The 15,120-nt window shown below is 65.5% G+C and carries 6 protein-coding genes and 1 riboswitch; of the genes, 3 read left to right on the top strand and 3 right to left on the bottom strand.

Annotation, left to right across the window (positions count from 1 at the left end):
• The first annotated feature begins 118 nt into the window (after positions 1–118).
• A riboswitch (yybP-ykoY riboswitch) is annotated at positions 119–299 on the top strand.
• Positions 300–308: 9 nt separating this feature from the next.
• Positions 309–884, top strand: coding sequence for a TMEM165/GDT1 family protein (locus tag Q8L25_RS03105; RefSeq protein ID WP_308923515.1), 576 nt, complete (start codon positions 309–311; stop codon positions 882–884).
• Between the two features lie 2 nt (positions 885–886).
• Here the strand turns inward: Q8L25_RS03105 and Q8L25_RS03100 are convergent, their stop codons facing one another.
• Positions 887–9,598 (bottom strand): GH36-type glycosyl hydrolase domain-containing protein, encoded by an 8,712-nt coding sequence (locus tag Q8L25_RS03100; RefSeq protein ID WP_374694228.1) that lies wholly within the window; start codon positions 9,596–9,598, stop codon positions 887–889.
• A gap of 299 nt (positions 9,599–9,897) precedes the next feature.
• Positions 9,898–11,928: an aminotransferase class V-fold PLP-dependent enzyme gene (locus Q8L25_RS03095; protein WP_308923514.1), complete on the bottom strand. Its 2,031-nt coding sequence runs from the start codon at positions 11,926–11,928 to the stop codon at positions 9,898–9,900.
• A 123-nt stretch (positions 11,929–12,051) separates the two neighbouring features.
• Between Q8L25_RS03095 and Q8L25_RS03090 the strand changes: the two genes are divergently transcribed.
• Both Q8L25_RS03090 and Q8L25_RS03085 read left to right on the top strand, forming a co-directional pair.
• Positions 12,052–12,549, top strand: a complete 498-nt coding sequence (locus Q8L25_RS03090) for an Lrp/AsnC family transcriptional regulator (RefSeq protein ID WP_308923513.1) — start codon at positions 12,052–12,054, stop codon at positions 12,547–12,549.
• A 154-nt stretch (positions 12,550–12,703) separates the two neighbouring features.
• Complete coding sequence (locus Q8L25_RS03085) at positions 12,704–14,623, top strand: methyl-accepting chemotaxis protein (protein WP_308923512.1); 1,920 nt, start codon at positions 12,704–12,706, stop codon at positions 14,621–14,623.
• On the opposite strand, the gene Q8L25_RS03080 is transcribed toward Q8L25_RS03085, so the two are convergent.
• Entirely contained in the window at positions 14,616–15,119 is a 504-nt protein-coding gene (locus Q8L25_RS03080; RefSeq protein ID WP_308923511.1) for a thioredoxin family protein, read from the bottom strand. The genes Q8L25_RS03085 and Q8L25_RS03080 overlap by 8 nt on opposite strands.
• Position 15,120: the final 1 nt, after the last annotated feature.

Genomic DNA, 15,120 nt, shown 5'->3' with positions numbered 1-15,120 from the left:
ACAGCCTGCATTCTAAGTCGAGTCCGTTGGCAAACCGATCATTGTTGTCGAAGGCCCACACGGCGCAGGCGGCGGCGCCGTGCAAGCTGGCGCGCCAGGCCGCATTGGCGTATCATGCGCCTCGAACATTGGGGAGTAGTCGTCCGCGCCTTTTGGCACGGAACCTGTATCAACATGATTGGCCCGCAGGCCATGGTGCAGGTGGTTGAAGAACTTGACGAGACCATTGATCCAGGGGCGGCCGCACAGGGCCGGAGTCGTCCGTGGATCATTGGTTGATTCGTCCGGCCCGTTTACCTGAGTACCCCATGGAAGCCTTCCTGATCTCCACCGGCATCGTCGGTCTCGCTGAAATCGGCGACAAAACCCAGCTCCTCGCCTTTGTGCTGGCCGCGAAATTTCGCCGGCCCGTGCCCATCGTGCTGGCCATCTTTATCGCCACCATCGTCAACCATGCATTTGCCGCCGCCATCGGCAGCTGGATCACCGGCATGCTGGGGCCGGACCTGCTGCGCTGGGTGCTGGGGGTATCCTTCCTGGTGATGGCCGCCTGGACCCTGATCCCCGACAAGCTCGACGAAGATGACGCCAAACTGGCGAAATACGGCGTGTTTCTGACCACCCTGCTGGCCTTTTTCATGGCCGAGATGGGCGACAAGACGCAGGTGGCCACGGTCGCCCTGGCGGCCCGCTACGACAGCATGCTGGCGGTGGTGCTAGGCACCACCTTCGGCATGATGCTGGCCAATGTACCGGCCGTCTACCTGGGCGACAGGATCGCCGGGCGCATTCCGCTGCGCCTGGTGCACGGCATCGCCGCGCTGGTATTCGCCGTGCTGGGCGTGGCCACCCTGCTGGGAGCAGGCAGGGCGCTGGGCTTTTAACACTACACCCGCAGCATGACCTGGTACTCGCGCTTTTCATCGCGCAAGGCGATGCTGTCGCCGGCCACGGCCACGCCATCGACGCTCAGGCCAGGCGCTTGTCCCTGCGCCCTTTCCACCGTGATGGCATAGCTGCTCTCGCCGAAGCGGTAGTGCAGCTTGAAGGTGCTCCACTCGGCCGGCAGCATGGGCGCCAGGCGCAACCGGTTCGCTTCGCGCGACACGCCCAGCAGGGACTCGATGATCAGGCGGTACAGCCAGCCCGAGGAACCCGTGTACCAGCTCCAGCCGCCGCGCCCCACGTGCGGCGAGACGGCATACACGTCGGCCGTCACCACATACGGTTCGACCTTGTAGCGCGCCACCGAGTCGGCGTCCTCGCCATGGCGCACGGGGCTGATCATGCGCATCAGCTCCCAGGCTTTTTCGCTGTCGCCCATGCGCGCGAACGCCATCGCCGTCCAGATCGCCGCATGGGTGTACTGGCCGCCGTTTTCACGCACGCCCGGCACATAGCCGCGGATGTAACCGGGGTTCAGGTCGGCCTTGTCGAACGGCGGATCGAGCAATTGAATCACGCCCGAATCACGCCGCACCAGGCGCGCATCGACCTGGCGCATGGCGCCGGCCACGCGCTCCTTGTTCGCCGCACCCGACAGCACGCCCCAGCTTTGCGAAATCGAATCGATCTGGCATTCCTCGTTGGTGTGCGAGCCGAGCGGCGTGCCGTCGTCAAAATACGCGCGGCGGTACCACTCGCCGTCCCACGCGTGCTCTTCGACATTGGCCGACAATTTCACCGCCTCGTCGCGGCAGAACTGCGCAAACGGTTCGTCGCCGCGCAGCACCGCCACTTCGGCAAAGCGCTGCAGCACTTCATACAGGAAGAAGGCCAGCCACACGCTTTCGCCCTTGCCGTGTTCGCCCACCTTGTCCATGCCGTCGTTCCAGTCGCAGGAACCCATCAGCGGCAAGCCGTGCACGCCCATCCGCAGGCCGTGGCGTATCGCCCGCACGCAGTGTTCGTACAGGTCGGCCGATTCGTTCGAACGCACCGGCAGGTCGTAATACGAATCCTCTTCCGGCTTGACGGCGCGCCCTTCGATGAAGTGCACCGTTTCCGCCATCACGGCAAGGTCGCCGGTGGCCGTCACATAGCGGCAGGCGGCCAGCGGTAGCCACAGGTAATCGTCCGAACAGTGCGTGCGCACGCCGCGGTCGGCCGGCGGATGCCACCAGTGCATCACGTCGCCTTCAAGGAACTGGTGCGCGGCGCTGACCAGCAGGTGGCCGCGCAGCAGCTGCGGCGCGGTGTGTATCATCGCCATCGCATCCTGCAACTGGTCGCGGAAGCCGAAGGCGCCGCCGGACTGGTAGTAGCCGCTGCGCGCCCACATGCGGCAGGCGATGGTCTGGTACATCAGCCAGCCGTTGGCGATCACGTCCAGGGTGGGATCGGGCGTCTCGATGCGCACCGCGCCGAGCGTGCTTTCCCAGTGCGCGTGCACATTGGCCAGTGCCGCGCGGGCCGCATCCTTGCCCATATGGCGCTGCACCATGGTGCTGGCGTCGGCATTGCGGCGCCCGCCCACGCCGAGGATAAAGACGATTTCGCGCTCCTGCCCCGGCTGCAGTTCGAACGGCACCTGGATCGCCGCGCAGGCGTCGAGACCCGTGCCGGCCTTGCCGGACAGCCGCACGCGGCGCAGCGCGGCCGGCTGCGCCAGGCTGCCGTTGCGGCCGATGAATTCATTGCGGTCGCAGGTGATCGAGCGGATGCTGGCGTCGGTATTGAAAAAGCCCACGCGGCCCGAAAACTCGGTGTTGTAGTTATTGCGTGCAAACAGCGCGCCGCTGATGGAGTCCACTTCCGTCACCACATGCATGCCGGACTTTGCGCGCAAATCGGCCATCACCCATTCCACATAGCCGGTGACGGACAGGCGGCGCGCCACGCCGCTGTCGTTGCGCAGCTTGACCACCGAATATTTTACCGGCGCGTCCAGCGCCACGTAGGTACACAGCTCGCTGGCGATGCCGCTCTCGCAGTGCTCGAACGTGCTGAAGCCGAAGCCGTGGCGCGTCACGTAGTCGCCGCTGCCGCGCGCCGGCAAGGCCGTCGGCGACCAGAACTGGCCGCTGTCTTCGTCGCGGATATAAAACGCTTCGCCGGACAGATCGGAGACCGGATCGTTATGCCATGGCGTGAGGCGGAATTCATGCGCGTTCTCGCTCCAGGTATACGCCTGGCCGCTTTCCGACACCACGGTGCCGAACTGCGCATTGGCCAGCACGTTCGACCACGGCGCCGGCGTGCGCTGGCCTTCGCCGGTGGTGATCACGTATTCGCGCCCGTCCGGCGTGAAGCCGCCGAAACCGTTTTCCAGGATCAGCTCGCGCTTGCGCGCGCGGTGCGGCGCCAGCACCAGGTCGCGGCCGCCTTCGAGCATCAGCGGCGGCATGCGCAGCACGGGGCTGGCGGGCCGCTTGACCTGCTCGGCCAGGGTGCCGCGCGTGTCGCTGATGATGGCGCGCGCCACCGATTGCAGCAGGATGCGGTCTTCGTTGGCGATCTGGTCGGCCAGGCGCACGAAGATGCCGCCCGGCCGGTCGATCGCCTGGGCGTCGATGCCCGAGGCGATCAGGCCCATGATCTGTTCCTGCAGCAGCTGGCGGTAGCCGGACTGGTCTTCATACCAGATCACCAGGTCGACCACCAGGCCTTTCAGGCGCCAGTAGGCGTGCGCCTGCACCATCTGGCGGGCCAGCTCGATATTGGCCGGATCGCGGATCTGCAGCAGCACGATCGGCAGGTCGCCGGAGATCGCGTAGGCCCACAGGCCGGACTGGCCGCGATGGTTTTTCAGCAGGATGCTGGCGTCGGCGCGCAGCGAGGCGTTCGGGTAGATCACGGCATTGGCCAGGCGTGCATACAGCTGCGCGTCGGCTTCGCTGGCGTTGAGCTGGCGCAGCACCACCTGGCTGTGGGTCCAGGCCAGTTCGAACACGCGGTCGGCCAGGTGGCGGTCCTGGTATTTGTCGATCAGGTGCAGCGCCGCTTCGCGCTGCTCGACCATGCCGGTCACGCTGTCGACGGTAATGGCCTGGTCGGGCGCCAGGGTGACCACATAGCGGATCGCCACCACCGGGTCGAGCACCGAACCCTGGCCGCCGCTCAATGGTCCCTCCTGCTGCAGCGCCAGCGGCAGCTGCGCGGTGTTGCCACGGCCGATGAAGCGCGAGCGGTCGGTCTCGAACGAGACCTCGTAGCCACTGGCGTCATGCACCGTCATCACATGCAGCATCCATGGCATCTGCTCGTCTTTCGAACGCGGCCGGCGCGTGCACAGAATCGCGTTTTCCTGTGTCAGGATTTCGGTCTGCACGAACAGTTTGCTGAACGCCGGATGGGCCGCATCGGCGGCCGACGGCGCCATCACCACCTCGGCAAAGCTGGTGATCTCGATGCGCCGCTGGCGGTTCGAATTGTTGCTGATGCGGGTGCGGCGGATTTCGATGTCGTCCTCGGGCGAGACGACGATTTCCGTGTACAGATCCAGGCCATGGTCGGCGCGGCGGAACTCGGCGCGTCCTTCCGAAAAGATCACCTCATATTTTTTCGGCTCGACCAGGGTCGGCTGGTAGGTGGTGGACCAGACATCGCCTTCATCGAGGTCGCGCAGGTAGCAGAAATTGCCCCAGTTGTCGCGCGTGCTGTCTTCGCGCCAGCGCGTCACGGACAGGTCTTTCCAGCGGCTGTAGCTGCCGCCGGCATTGCTGACCATCACGTGGTAGCGGCCGTTCGACAGCAGCTGCGTTTCGGGCACGGCGCTGTTGGCCTGGGTGAGAATGCGCATCGGCATGGTCTGCTCGGTGGCGCTGCTGCGCAGCACCGCCAGTTCGGCCGTGTTCGAGTAAAAGGCCCCTGCCTGCGGCGTGCGTTCCTGCAGCACCAGCAAGGCCGATTGCAGCAGCGGATCGGACTCGAAACGGCGCTGCATCGGCCGGTCGTGCAGCAGGTAGCTCAAGGCCAGGAAACCCATGCCCTGGTGGTGCACCATGTAGGAGCGGATGACGGCGCTGGCCTGGCCGCGCGGCAGGCGCGCCGCCGTAAAGTCGATCGCCTCGAAGAAGCCGTAGCGGCCCATGTAGCCGGCCGCCTGCAGGCGCTGCATGTTCTGGCACGACTCTTCCGGTTTCACCATCAGGCCCATCATGCTGGCATACGGCGCGATCACCAGGTCGTCGGCCAGGCCGCGTTTCAGGCCCAGGCCCGGCACGCCGAACGCGCGGTACTGGTAATTGAGGCTGGCGTCGACCGTGTTGTAACCCGACTCGGACACGCCCCACGGCACGTCGCGCTGGCGGCCATAGTCGATCTGCGCTTCGATCACCGAGTGGTAGGTCTGGTCGAGCAGGGTGTTCGGGTAGTTCGGCATCACCAGCAGCGGCATCAGGTACTCGAACATCGAGCCGCTCCACGACAGCAAGACCGGCTGGCCGGCCACCATGCACAGCTGGCGGCCCAGGGCAAACCAGTGCTCCTGCGGCAGCTGGCCCTGGGCGATGGCGATAAAGCTGGCCAGGCGCACTTCGGAGGCCAGCAGGTCGTAATAGCTGGCGTCGAGGCGGCGCTCGCTGACGTTGTAGCCGATCGCCAGCAGCTTGGTCGACGGGTTGTACAGGAAGGCGTATTCGATCTGCGCAAAGTCGCGCGCCTGGCCCGCCGCCTGGGCGATATCGCGCACATGGCGGATCGCCTGTTCGCGCCCTTGCGCCAGCAGGCTGGCCAGCTCGGGCAAGGTGGCGGGCGCCGCTTCCAGCGTGGCCAGCTCGCGCAGGGTCGGCACGCGCGCCAGCGAACCATCGAGGCCCGCATGGGCGGCCCACGGCGCCAGTTGCAACAGTTCGGCCAGGGCCGCGCGGCACTGGCGCGCCAGCGCATCGCTCCACATCGCCAGTTCATTGTCGCTGTCTTGCAGGGACAGCGACAGCAGCGCGTCGGCGGCGCTGTTGGCCGCGCTCAGGTAGGCATGCCATTCAGGCAGGCTGGCCGGCGTGGCGTCGGCCAGCAGCAGCGCCAGCGCCTCGCGCGCGCCATTCGCGCTGCCGTCGGCGGTGATGAATTCCTGCAGCACCTGCGCCGTGGTGCGGATGCCTTTGATCAGTTGCGCGCCGATGATGGGCGCGTCATACAGTTCGACCAGGCCAGGCTGCAAGGTGAGCAAATGGCCGGCCAGGTTGCCGCTGTCGACCGTCGAGATATACATCGGCTGCAAGGGTTTGCGCGTCTGCGTGTCGTACCAGTTGTAGAAATGGCCCTGGAAACGTTCCAGTTCGCCCATGCTGTGCAAGGTGGCCTGGCTGCGTTCGATCAGCTGGCCCATGGTGATATAGCCGAAATCGTAGGCCGTCAGGTTGGCCAGCAGCGCCAGGCCCATATTGGTCGGCGAGGTGCGGTGCGCCACCACCATGCTGGGGTGCTCCTGCATGTTATCGGGCGGCAGCCAATGGTCGTCCGGGCCGACAAAGGTGTCGAAATAAGCCCAGGTTTTACGGGCCACGCCGTGCAGGAACTGGCCCTGCTCCGGCGACAGGCGGGCGACGGCGCGCTTGATCGGGCGGCTGATGCGCCAGGCGATGACGGGCGCGGCCAGCCACAGCAGCAAGATGATGGCGGCAGCCGGCAAGGCTTCCGGGCGCCAGCGCAGCAGCGCGCCGAAGGTGGCGAGCGCCAGCAGCGGCGAAGTCCACATGGCGCGCCAGCTGTCACCCTGCCCGCCCTTGGAACTGTGCAGGTTCGATGCGCGCCAGTCGAGCAGATGCTTGTGCGAGACGCTCAGACGCCACAGCGTGCGCGCGATGGCGTCCAGGCTGATATAGGCTTCATACGGCAGGAACACCAGGGTCAGCATGGCGTGCGAAAACTGCACGCCGCAGCGGCGCTCGAAGGCGGCCAGGTGCTGGCGCCACAAGGTGTCGCGCGGTTTGCGCAGCAGGTCGTACAGGGCCGACACCACCGGCGGCAGGAAGATGATCGCCAGCACCGCCGCGCTCCAGAACGCCACCTGCGGCAGGAGGCCCCAGGTCAGCAGCAAGGAGGCGGTGGTGGCCGGCGCCACCACGCTGCGGCGCAGGTTGTCGAACAGCTTCCAGCGCGACAGCATCGACAGCGGATTGCGTTCGCGCTTGCCGCCACGGCCGGGCACGCGGCCCAGCAGCCAGCCGATCAGCTGCCAGTCGCCGCGGATCCAGCGCTGGCGGCGGCTGACGTCCGCATCGTAGCGGGCCGGATATTCTTCGTACAATTGCGAGTCGCTCAACAGGCCCGCGCGCAGGTAGCAGCCTTCCAGCAGATCGTGGCTGAGGATTTTATTGTCAGGCAGGCGCTGGCCCAGCACGCGCTCGAACATGTCGAGGTCGTAGATGCCCTTGCCGATGAACGAGCCTTCATAGAACACATCCTGGTACAGGTCGGACACGGTGCGCGTATACGGGTCGATGCCCGGCTCGCCGCCGCACAGCAGTTCGTACTCTGAGGCGTTGGCGCTGGGCAGGGCGACGGCCACGCGCGGCTGCAGAATGCCGTAGCCGGCGATCACGCGCGAGCCGGCCGCGTCGAGCACGGGGTGGTTCAGCGGGTGCATCATGGTGGCGACGAAATGGCGCGCCGCGTCGCGCGGCAGCTGTGTGTCGGTGTCGAGCGTGATCACGTATTTGATGGTGCGCAGGCCGCGCAATTCGCCTTCGACCAGCATGAATTTGTCGCGCGCGCCGCCGCGCAGGAACAGGTTCAGGTCCGACAGTTTGCCGCGCTTGCGCTCCTGGCCCATCCACGCGTTCTGCTGCGAATTCCACAGGCGCGGACGGTGCAGCAGCAGGAAGGGGCCGACCTGGCCCAGGTCTTCCGCATCGGCCGGGTCGCCGTTTTCCTTGAACTGTTCGCCTTCGACGCAGTATTTCTGGTTCAGGCCACGGATGATGGTTTGCGCCTGGCGCAGCAGGGCCTCGTCGCCGGGCAGGGTTTGCGTGGGCGCGTCGACAAAATCGGTCAGCAGGCAAAAGCGCAGGTTGGCGTCGCGGTTGGCCAGGTAGCGCACCTCCAGCGCCTGGCACAGTTCGGCCACGTTGGCCTCGCTGTAGATCAGCGTCGGCACTACCACGATGGCGCGCGCATCCGACGGAATGCCGGCCTTGTAGTCCATGCGCGGCAGCGGATGCGGCACGGTCATCAGGGTCGCCACCCAGTTGACCAGGGCGACGGCCAGCTGGCTGCTGCCCAGCAGCGCCAGCACCCCCAGCGCGGCCAGCGGCCAGCCAGTCACGCCGTAGCGCACGGCCCGTTCCAGCAGCAGCGCGCTGGCGGCCAGGCTCAGGAAGGAGATCGCGCCCAGGTAGACGGCCAGCGGCGCCGCGCGCGCCGTGTGCTCCAGCGCTTCGCGCAATGGCAGCTTGGCGCCGGCCTGTTTTTCCAGGATCAGCACGCCGCGCCCGACCAGGTAAAAGCCGATATGGCCGCGGCGGGTGTCGATGCTGGCGCCATGCGTCTGCGCCAGCTGCACCGCCATTTCGGCCACTTCCATTTCGCTGCGGTCGCTGCGCTTGGCGATGCGTTCGATCGCATGGCGGTAGCTGTCGCGGGTGGCGAAATCCATCGCGCCATAGGTGCCGGCCGGGTCCAGGCGCAGGGTCTGTTCGACCACGCTCATGGTCTCGACGAATTCCTGCCAGTCCATGGTACCCAGGAAGCGCAGGCTGCCGATGCTGTTGGCGATCGACACCTGGTCGGCCGCCTGTTGTCCGATCTCGACCTGCACCTGCTGGTCGATGGTGAGACCGGATTCGGCCAGCTTGTGGGTCAGCCACGACAGCGCCAGCGTCAATGAGGGGCTTTGCCCCTGCAGGCGGCGCGACAGTTCGGCGACAAATGCGCTGGTGGTGGGCGGATTCGAACGCGCCATGTCGGCCACCAGCAAAATGAGGCCGCTGGGGTTGCTGTCGGCGATGTCCATCATCTGGTCGGCCCAGCTGTTGGCCAGGTCGCGCTGCATGCGGTCGTCGGCCACGCGCGCGGCCACGCGGCGCAGGTTTTCGATCAGCGCCAGGCGCAGCATGATGGGCACGGCCCACAGCTCGCCCAGGGTCAGGGTGGCGACGTCCTGGTAGGCTTCGACGAAGTGGCACAGGTTTTCCAGGTCCACATGGCCATCGCCATGCGAGATGATTTCCAGCGCGATTTTATACACGCGCGGACAGCCGGCATCGACGCCGGTCGTCAGGCGCGGCAATTCCTTGCTGTAGTTTTTCGGCAGGTGGCGCCGCGTGGTGCGGATCTGTTCTTCGATCAGGTAGAAATTATCGAGCAGCCATTCCGAGGCGGGCGTGACTTGCCGGCCGCTTTTCACGGTGGCCGTCAGCTCATTGACGGTGGCCGTGATCAGGGCCGCATTGTCGGCCAGACGCGCCAGCAGCCGGTCGCGGCCCTGGCGCTTGCCGACCGCATGGCCAGTGGCGATGTTCTTGCCGTGCGCCGCCATCTGCATGGCGCTGAACAGTTCCGAACGCAAGGGCAAGGCATCGTCGCGCGCGGCATCGAAGCTGTCGCCCGCGCGGCCCGGATTGATACTGCCCTGGAAAATGTCCTTGAACCGGGAAAGCTGTTCCTTGACTGCTGCTGTGTACTCTTTCAACTTGGCCTCGCTAGGTGCGCGCATGAAACGACGGCACCCGCCGCAAGGCCAGGGCCGGTTTGCGGGAGCAAAGCAGGGACTGGCAAAAACGGAAAGCAAAGCGCCGGAGCGTTGCGATGAATCTCAATATCAGTGAGATTTTCTGAACTTCATCGTAGGGGCGCGCCCCGTGCGACACCGTGCGCTAGCGAACATACGTGGGGCTTTGGGAGGATGCGGAGCAAGAAAGTGTCCGCGAGGCAGGAAGAATGATTCTATTGGGTAATAAAGCCGTCCTGCCGAGTGGCGTGAATGCGACTCGGCAGGACGTTGACTGCGCCCGGTCAGGCCGCGAATGCCAGTGATGGACGCGTGGCGAGCGCAGCCATCGCTAGGCCGCCGTTCAGTTGCCAGGCGGCCTGGTGGCCGAGGCGGTGCAGACAGGCGGCGGCGCGCGCGCTGCGGTTGCCGCTGCGGCAGACAAACACGAGCGGACGCTGCGGCGCGCGCAGCCAGCCGGCCACTTCGCCGGCCAGGCGGCTCAACGGTACGCTCTGCACTGCGCAGCCATCGAACACGCGCGTGGCGCACGCCGCATGTTCATACGCTTCACGCACATCGACCACGATGGCGTCCGGGTGCGCGCGCAGGAACGCGTCCAGGCCGGCCGCATCGAGCTGCGGCGCGGTGGTGGCCGCCAGGGATTGCTGCGCGGCGCGCACGGTATTGCAGACGCTGCCGTCGTCGCGCGAGGCGCACAGCACGGTGTCATCGCTCAGGGCATCGCCCAGCGCGGCGATCGTCGTCAGCGGGGCCAGCGCACCGATAAAGGCAAATTCCTGGCCCAGCAGATACACGGCAGATGCACCGATCACAACGCGGCGCAGGCCGGCGCCAAACGCCAGTCGGCCTTGCGCGTCGAATGCGTCCAGTTGAACAATGTCGAGTGCGGCGATCAGGGCCTGGCGGTCCGTATCGCCGCCCTGCGCAGCGTCGGTCTGCACAATGGCTCTTACGACGTAATCCTGGCAGCGGATAAAGGCGGCAATGCGCGGCACCAGCGCCGCCGCCGGATCGATGACCACGCAGCTGGCGCTGGCCGCATCCGTCAGCAACCAGGTGCTGCGGCCGTCGACGCTCAGTTCCGTCACGCCATCGCGCATGGCCGCCAGAGGTGCCAATGCGGACGGCAGCAGGCCGCTGCCGCGCAGCGCCTCGCCGCAGCGCTCGATGCGTTCGCAGGCGGCAAGAATGGTCGCTTCGTCGCTCAAGGGGCCGAACGACAGGCGGATCGCCGAACTGGCGCGCCAGGCCGGCACCCGCATCGCTTCCAGCACATAGCTGGGCAGGGCTTTCGAGGCCGAACAGGCGCTGCCCGAACTGACGCGCACGCCGGCAGCATCGAACAGGTCCAGCAGTTCTTTCGACGACAGGCCGGGGACGGAAAAATTCAGGGTGGTCGGCAGCGCCAGCGCGAACGGCATATTGAAGACGATGCCCGGCAAGGCGCTTTCCAGGCTGGCCACCAGGCGCGTGCGGAAGGTCGCCAGCTCTGCCGCGCTGCGGAAGGTGCTGCCGTCGCCCAAGGCCTGCAGCACGGCGCCCAGCGCGGCGATGCCGGCCATGTTTTCGGTGCCCGAGCGCTGGCCCGTTTCCTGGCCGCCGCCCATCATCAGGGGCGTGAATGGCGCGCCGGCGCGCACATACAGCATGCCGATGCCTTTCGGCGCATACAGTTTGTGGCCGGAAAACGGCGCGTAATCGATGCGCGTGGCGGCCAGGTTCAGTTGCAGCTTGCCCAGCGCCTGCACGCAATCGACCATCCAGTACGCATCGGCGCCGCGTTCGTTCAGCAGCTGCGCGATGGCCGACAGGTCGCTGATCACGCCCGTTTCGTTATTGGCCGCCATGGTGCACAGCATGGCGGTGTCGCCGATCAGTTCGCCCAGCGCGGCCAGATCGTGGCGGCCGTCGGTGTCGACCGGCAACTGGCGCAAGGTCAGGTTCAGGCCCAGCAAGCGGTTCCAGTGCGCCAGGCTTTCCGGCACGGCCTTGTGCTCGGTGGCGCCATACAGCAACAGGGCGCCGATGCGCTGGCCGGCGTCGCGCCGTTCGCGCAGCGCGCACAGCGCCGACAGCACGGCCGTCTGGATGCCCTCGGTGGCGCCGCTGTTGAACATCAGCCGCCCGTCTCCCGTGCCCAGCAGGCGGCGCGCCAGCGCGCGCGCGCCATCCATCATGGCCTTCGCTTGCAGCCCGGTGGCATGGGTGCTGCTGGGGTTGCCATAGCCATGCGCCATGGCGGCGCTGGCGGCGGCAACGGCGGCGGGCAGCACGCTGGTGGTGGCGTTGCAGTCGAGGTAAATGTCTTTCATGATCGTCGCTAGGGGTTGGGCGGATCAATAGTCTACCAAGCGCTGCCCGTGAAGATATGCCAAACAATACTGCAAATAGGCTACCATGCAGCATGAGCATGCTACCAATGGCGATATATAAAAATGAATTCTCTTTCTCACCCGCTCGATAAATTCGACTGCGCCATCCTGGCCGCCCTGCAGAGCGACGGCACGCTGTCGATCGCCGCCCTGAGCGAGCGCATCGGCCTGTCCAGCACGCCGTGCTGGAAGCGGGTCAAGCGGCTGGAGGAAGAGGGCTATATCGAAAGCCGCGTGGCCATCGTCAACCGCCAGAAAGTCGGCTTGCCGGTGACCGTGTTTGTCAGCGTGCGCACCGGCCAGCATGACGAAAAATGGCTGCGCCGCTTTGCCGCCGCCGTCATCGTGATGCCCGAGGTGCAGGAATTCCACCGCATGAGCGGCGATATCGATTACCTGCTGAAAGTGGTGACCACCGATATCAAGGGCTACGACCTGTTCTACAAGAAGCTGATCAAGGCGGCCCAGCTACTGGGCGTGTCGTCGGCCTTCTCCATGGAACAGATCAAATACAGCACGGAGTTGCCGTTGGAACTGATCGCGCATGGTTTGCCGGCTTGAAACTATTGCAGCTTGCCTAAGTTTGCTCTTCAGCTACGTTGCTGCATCGCAACATAAACTGGCCGAAAGATAGGGAAATCAGCGGTGTGTATACCGCCAGTCGGTATACTTTCGCGCTTGCCCGCCGCCTGCGGGGTCACGCACAAGGTTTTCCATGCATTTTCTCCGCCGTCTCTCGATCCAGAAAAAACTGATGTTCAGCATGGGATTTTGCCTGCTGCTGTTCATGGCGATTTCGTCCCTCCTCAGCGTGCGCATGAGCAGCGACTATGTGCGCGAGCGCGTGGTCAGCCAGGAATTACCGGCCCAGGTGGGCGAGATCCGCAACGACGTGCTGCGCCAGATCAGCCAGTCGCTGGCGGTGGTGCAGACCATGGCCAACGATATCTACCTGCAGGACTGGGAAGACGCCGGCCTGCCCGACGAGGGCATCGCCGCATTCCAGCGCTACGCCACGGCCATCAAGACAAAAAACAAGGCGGCATCGATCAACTGGGCCTCGGGCAGCACCGGCAAGTATTTCACCACCGACGGCCTGCTGCGCACGCTGGACAGGAATGCGGCGTCGGACCAGTGGTTTTACGGCCTGCTGGCCAGCGACAAGGCCTACACGCTCGATATCGACAAGGCCGTCGATGCCAGCAGCATCATGCTGTACCTGAATGCCCGCGGCCAGACGGCCGGCGGCAAGCCCTATGCGGCCGGCCTCGGCCTGGCTATCGATACACTGGCCGAGACCATCCGCGGCTACAAGATCGGCCAGACCGGCTACGTGTATATCGTGCGCGCCAACGGCACCGTGCTGATCCACCGCGATGCGGCGCTGGCCGATGGCAAGCATCGGATGCAAGACCTGCCGGGTTTTACTGAAGAGCTGAGCAAGAGCCTGCTGACCGGTAAAAAATACGCGTCCGCCATCTACAACGCACCGGGCGGCAAACGCTTTGTTGCCGCCTCATTCGTGCCGGAATTGAATTTGTACGTGGTGGCCGAAGTGCCGGAAGCGGAAGTGTTGGGCAATGTGATGCGCTCGGCGCTGATCGCCGCGCTGGTGGCCGGCCTGGTCGGCGGCGGCGTGGCCCTGCTGATCATCTACATGATCAGCCGCGCGATTGCCGCCCCGGTGGCGCGCGCCGCCGACATGCTGGGCGATATCGCCAGCGGCAATGGCGACCTGAGCCGCCGCATGGTGGTGGAGTCCGGCGATGAAGTGGGCGCCCTGGCTGCGGCCTTCAACCGCTTTGTCGCATCGTTGAACGTGACGATACGCGAAGTTCGCGACAGTACCGGGGCGATTGCGAGCGCGTCGAGCGAAATCGCCAGCGGCAACCTGGACCTGTCGGCACGTACGGAAAGCCAGGCATCGAGCCTGGAAGAAACGGCGGCCGCCATGGAAGAGCTGACCTCGACCGTCAAGCAGAATGCCGACAATGCGCGCCAGGCCAATCAGCTGGTGGTATCGGCTTCCGGCCACGCCATCAAGGGTGGTGACGTGGTCGGCCAGGTGGTGCAAACGATGGGCGCGATCACGGAAAGTTCGAAGAAGATCGCGGACATTATCGGCGTGATCGACGGGATTGCCTTTCAAACCAATATTCTCGCGCTGAATGCTGCGGTCGAAGCGGCGCGTGCGGGCGAACAGGGACGCGGCTTCGCGGTGGTCGCCACCGAAGTGCGCAACCTGGCCCAACGATCGGCTGCCGCAGCCAGGGAGATCAAGGAGCTGATCGTCGATTCGGGCAGCAAGGTGGAGGCCGGCAGCAAGCTGGTCGATGCGGCCGGCGCCACCATGCAGGATATTGTCGTGTCGGTACAGCAGGTGGCCGACCTGATGGGCGAAATCGCCTCCGCCAGCCAGGAGCAAAGCCAGGGCATCGCGCAGGTCAATGCGACGGTGACGCAGATGGATGATGCGACCCAGCAAAATGCGGCGCTGGTGGAAGAAGCGGCGGCCGCCGCCCAGTCATTGCAGGATCAGGCGGCGCGCCTGGCGCAGGTGGTCAGTGTGTTCAAACTGGAGGAGGCCGGCAACCCGGCTGCCCACCAGCCAGGCACCAGCCTTCTGATCAGATAGCCGGCTGCTTGAGCGTGGCGGCGTTCTTGAAAAAGTCGTGGATGCCGCTTTCGCTCATGCGGCGCGCATTGGCCAGTTCGCCGCCCTTGGTGGCGTACAGCACCTGGTTGTCGCTGCTCGACACCAGCACGGCGGCCGGAATGCCTTTTTTCAGCGGATTGCCATAGGCGTTGGCCACGTCCAGGTTATGGTCGAAATTGCCGACGTCGACTTTCACGACCTTGAATTCTTTCTGCATCAGCTCGGCATTTTTGCCTTCCTTCAAGGCCTTGTCGAGGGCGCGGCAGTCCTCGCACCAGTTGGCGCCAAAGATCAGCAGCACCGGCACATGAGCCGCCTTCGCTTCGGCCAGCGCGTGCGCCACGTCGGCCTTGGCGTCGGCCGCCGCGTTGTACGGCAGATGCTGGGCATTGGCGGCCGGGGCCGGCGTGGGCGCGGCGGCGATGGCGGCGCCGGACAGCAGCAGGCTGGCAAGAACAGTAGAAAGTAGACGCATG

Origin of the sequence: Janthinobacterium sp. J1-1, assembly GCF_030944405.1 — a bacterium.
GTDB lineage: Bacteria > Pseudomonadota > Gammaproteobacteria > Burkholderiales > Burkholderiaceae_D > Janthinobacterium.
The sequence above is the reverse complement of the archived record's forward strand: the minus strand, read 5'-3'. Positions and strand labels throughout refer to the sequence as shown.

What these genes read in the sequence shown, in the direction of transcription:
- Q8L25_RS03085 (WP_308923512.1), top strand. Translation starts at nt 12,704, where the DNA reads ATGCATTTTCTCCGCCGTCTCTCGATCCAGAAAAAACTGATGTTCAGC.
- Q8L25_RS03080 (WP_308923511.1), bottom strand. Translation starts at nt 15,119, where the DNA reads ATGCGTCTACTTTCTACTGTTCTTGCCAGCCTGCTGCTGTCCGGCGCC.
- Q8L25_RS03100 (WP_374694228.1), bottom strand. Translation starts at nt 9,598, where the DNA reads ATGCGCGCACCTAGCGAGGCCAAGTTGAAAGAGTACACAGCAGCAGTC.
- Q8L25_RS03090 (WP_308923513.1), top strand. Translation starts at nt 12,052, where the DNA reads ATGAATTCTCTTTCTCACCCGCTCGATAAATTCGACTGCGCCATCCTG.
- Q8L25_RS03105 (WP_308923515.1), top strand. Translation starts at nt 309, where the DNA reads ATGGAAGCCTTCCTGATCTCCACCGGCATCGTCGGTCTCGCTGAAATC.
- Q8L25_RS03095 (WP_308923514.1), bottom strand. Translation starts at nt 11,928, where the DNA reads ATGAAAGACATTTACCTCGACTGCAACGCCACCACCAGCGTGCTGCCC.